General features: G+C 67.2%; 4 protein-coding genes. 1 reads left to right on the top strand and 3 read right to left on the bottom strand.

The annotated features are described in order from the left end of the window. The first annotated feature begins 129 nt into the window (after positions 1-129). Entirely contained in the window at positions 130-1,161 is a 1,032-nt protein-coding gene (locus tag WBL05_RS03845; RefSeq protein WP_424223856.1) for a lactonase family protein, read from the top strand. 30 nt (positions 1,162-1,191) lie between these two features. On the opposite strand, the gene WBL05_RS03840 is transcribed toward WBL05_RS03845, so the two are convergent. From WBL05_RS03840 to WBL05_RS03830, 3 genes are all read right to left on the bottom strand, one after another. Then, entirely contained in the window at positions 1,192-1,932 is a 741-nt protein-coding gene (locus WBL05_RS03840) for a hypothetical protein (protein ID WP_424223854.1), read from the bottom strand. A gap of 98 nt (positions 1,933-2,030) precedes the next feature. Next, positions 2,031-2,438 (bottom strand): hypothetical protein, encoded by a 408-nt coding sequence (locus tag WBL05_RS03835; protein WP_424223853.1) that lies wholly within the window; start codon positions 2,436-2,438, stop codon positions 2,031-2,033. A gap of 568 nt (positions 2,439-3,006) precedes the next feature. Then, entirely contained in the window at positions 3,007-3,609 is a 603-nt protein-coding gene (locus WBL05_RS03830) for a hypothetical protein (protein ID WP_424223852.1), read from the bottom strand. Between the last annotated feature and the right edge of the window lie 141 nt (positions 3,610-3,750).

Here is a 3,750-nt window from a genome sequence, read left to right as displayed (position 1 = left end):
GTCCGCCTCCGAAGCGTTGCGTTGCTTGAAACGACGCCTCGCCCGCATCGTCTACAACACCCTGAAAACCGACCACGAAGCGACCCTCGGGACTTGCATCTCGGTGGCCGCTTGACATAGGAGAAACGCATGGACAGCCAGTTCGTGCTCATCGCCAACGCCAAGGACGGCACTATCAGCACCTTTGAACACAGCGGTGGCGATTTGAAGCCGCTCGCCGTGAGCGAGGTCGGTGCGCCCGGCATGCCGCTGGCAGTCGATCCCGCAAACAATCTAGTCTTCGCCGGCGGCAGCGACCCCCAGGGCGTCACCGTGCTGCGGCTCGACCGGGCGTCCGGGGAACTTGAGGTGCTGGGCCGGTACGAAACGCGGGGCGTCCCCAGCTACCTGACCCTCAGCTCGGACGCCGGGCTGCTGTTCTCGGCGTCCTACCACCAAGGCCTGGGCGAGGTCTTCCGGGTCGGCGACGCGGGCGCACTGAGCCCGGTCGGTGAGCCGCTTGAGTACCGCAACCTGCACTGCGTCCAGTTGAGTTCGGACGACAACTTTGCCTACTTCGTCTCACTTCGGGACGACCTGGTCGCCCAGTACGCGGTTGCCCCCGATGGCGAGCTGACGCCGCTGGATCCGCCGACCGTCAGCGCACCGCCCGGCTCCGGGCCACGCCACCTGATCCTCAACCCGGCCGAGACATCGGCCTACCTGACCACGGAGTACGCCGGCGTGGCGTTGCACTACCGCCGCGACCCGGTGTCCGGACTGCTCGACAAGGCCACCTGGGCCACCGCCATCCCCACCGACCGGGGCCTGTCCCACAGCCGGTTCGGCGCCGACCCACGCGCCGAAGACCTGATCTGGTGCTCCGACCTGCACCTCAGCGGTTCGGGAAGGCTGCTGTACGTCGCCGAGCGGACCCGGGGCACGATCACCGCGGTCGAGGTCGCCGCGGAAACCGGTGAGCTCGGTGAGGCGCTTGCCACCTCTGACGTGGTGACCCAGCCCCGCGGGTTCCGGGTACTGGACAACGACGACCTGCTGGTCGCCTCCGAGCTTGATCGGGTGGTTGCCGTCTACCGCGCCGACGCTGATGGGGCGCTGACCGAGGTCGCCCGCCACCAGATCGGGTTGGGTGCCAACTGGATCGAGGTCGTCCGGCGTTAGCACGGGTGACTGACGCCCTGACCCTGCTCTTCAGCCGACCACGACGGCCCGGAATTCGCGGATGGGTACTGCGATGGTGGCGGTGGAGTTGAGTGGCAGTGCACCGGTTTGGCCGAGGGCCTGCCAGTTGACGGCCCAGCCTGCGGTGGCGGTGATGGTGTAGTCGCCGCGGTGTTGGTAGCTGTGGCCGCAGTCCGGGGACGGGGTGAGCGGGTCCATCGTGGCTGGCCGGGGACGCATCAGGTGGCAGACGGTGGTGGTGCCGTCGCCCCAGTCGAAGGTGACGCTGCCGCGGTTGGCCTGCAACTGGATGTCGATGCCCTGCTCGCTGACCGAGGTGGCGACCGGTCCGGGGTCCTCGGCCCATGCCCAGATCGGTAATCCGACCGCCAGGACGTTCCACTTGTTATCCGACGGGTGCGGGCTGATCGAGATCTGGGGTGCCGGGACGGCGAGTTGGGCGACAGCCTGGCCGGCCAGCACGGCTGGGTTTGTCGCGACCGGGCCGTCGGCGGTGTCTGGCATCACCGCGTCGTGGCAAACCTGGACAGTTCCGCCGTCGACGCTGGACAGCCCCTGGTTCGGGGTCCAGCACAGCCGCTGACCACCGGTCACCGAGTCGGTCACCAACATGTACTTGGCCCACGGGTCGTGCCCGGAACCCGCCTCGACGGGCGCAGCGGAGTCACCGGCCGGCTGCGCGTGACCAACCGGGACGTCCTGGGTGCGGGCGCGGACTTGAGCCTCGTTTCCGGATGCGCTCGAATTCACACCTTTGCCAGGGCCGAACCACTCGGCCCCGTCATCCGCCGCAGCCCTGGCACCTGCCATGGTCAAGAGGACTACGCTGATTGTCCCTACGACGACTCTCACTCGAAGGGACACTTCTCGACCTCCTCACCCGTGCTGGTGAAGAGCTTGAGATCGCCCTCCACGTGCTTGAAGAAATACGTCATGTGCACTATTCCGGATTCGCTCATGACGGAGCCTTCCCCGTCCACTGTTGAGGTGGCCAACAAGCACGCCTCAAGGGCAACCTCCGAGTCATCCCTGCGAAGTCCCGGCCTGGGACGGAAGCTAAGTTCTGCAGACTCTCCCTCTGCCTGTTTCCAGCCAAGCTCCCAATACTGGGCCACGCCGGCACGGCTCAGTGACAGATAAGGATCAGCAAGCAGCTCTTCCAGCTCAGCCGGGTAACTGCCTTCCCGGATCGCCTGCTCCTCCAGTTCGGTGGCCCGGCGCACCACCCATTCGGCTTCGGCGTAGAGCGCGTCCATGTCGGGAGTGGGGCTCTGGGACGGGCTCACCGCAGCGGGCGGTGTGCTGGGTGTCGGGGACGGTGCGGGTTCGGCGCTACCGCCTTGGGAACAGCTGGCCAGCCCTGCAGCCAGGGCCAGCCCTACGAGTGGGATCCATGAGCGACGCATCTGCACGTCGACCTCCGGGGGGTTGAGGGTTCGATTGCCACCGCAGATCATGTCACCCGGGACGTCCGGCGATTCCACCCGTCCGCCAATCCTGTGGACAACTTGGTTGGCATGCGCTTCTGGTAAGTGGCCGTTGCCCGGGCCGTGGGCATCCGGAGCGCCGGGCGGACAGGATGATGCGCTGTGTTGCCGCCCGGATCGCGGGCATGGTGGCGTCCCACCCGGCCGCGAGGGTCCGGTGGGTTGCTTGGGTGGCGCTTGCTGGGGGCGTGCCGATGGCCCGCCCGGGCACCGGGCTCGGGTGGTGCGTCGGCCGTCCCCCCACGCGATGGCCCGGTCACGTCAGGGCACGTCGAAGAAGACCCCTGTTCGGCAGGTCCAGGTGTTCCCGCACTTCGGGCGGGAACGCCTCAAACGGTCAGCCGGCTTCGTCCGGACGTTCGGGTTCGTCCGGAAGCTCGGCCTGAACCGGTGGCTCGCCTTCGATGACAAGTTCGGTCTCCGCAAGCGGTTCCGCCTCGGTGTCGGCGTCGGTTTCGGGCGCGCCCTCCTCGGCTTGGGCTTGGGCTTCGGGTACTTGGATGCGGGTGGTGCCGTCGGCGGTGACGAGGTATTGGTAGCCGGCTGGGGAGGTCCAGTGGAACACTCCCGGCTCGGGCTGCTCCAGGTGCCAGCCGCCGAAGGTCTTGGCCCGGTGGGTGAACCTGGACAGCGGCCCCAGGTTCCCCAGATGGGTCTGGCCTTCCACTCCCGGGGTGTAGGTGGTGGTGTGGTCCAGGTCGCAGTTTGCGGCGGCGCGGGTGCCGTAGGGGAACACGTCGACCGGGTTGCGTTGCTCGACGGCGAACCGCATCGCACCGGTCGGGTCGTGGACATCAACGGCACCGATGGTGGCGGGGTCGATGATCGGCCGGACGATGACCTTGCTGCCGGCGAGGAACTTCGGCAGTTGTTCGGTGAGCAGCGGACCCCACTTGTCGATGTGGGCCACACCGGTGCCGGCCTGCTCGCAGCCGGCCAACCGAGCCCCACCCCTGATGGGCCTCGGAGTTTCCGGACAGGTATTTTGTGTTTGTTTACGCTGCTACGAGTGTGTTTTGGTGTTCTTCGCGGACCTGTCTGGGGGTCTTGTAGGCGAGCGCTGAATGCCTACGTTTCGTAT

The sequence above is a fragment of the Brooklawnia sp. genome (assembly GCF_049651565.1).
Lineage (GTDB): Bacteria > Actinomycetota > Actinomycetes > Propionibacteriales > Propionibacteriaceae > Brooklawnia.
The sequence above is the reverse complement of the archived record's forward strand: the minus strand, read 5'-3'. Positions and strand labels throughout refer to the sequence as shown.

What these genes read in the sequence shown, in the direction of transcription:
- WBL05_RS03845 (WP_424223856.1), top strand. Translation starts at nt 130, where the DNA reads ATGGACAGCCAGTTCGTGCTCATCGCCAACGCCAAGGACGGCACTATC.
- WBL05_RS03835 (WP_424223853.1), bottom strand. Translation starts at nt 2,438, where the DNA reads ATGGACGCGCTCTACGCCGAAGCCGAATGGGTGGTGCGCCGGGCCACC.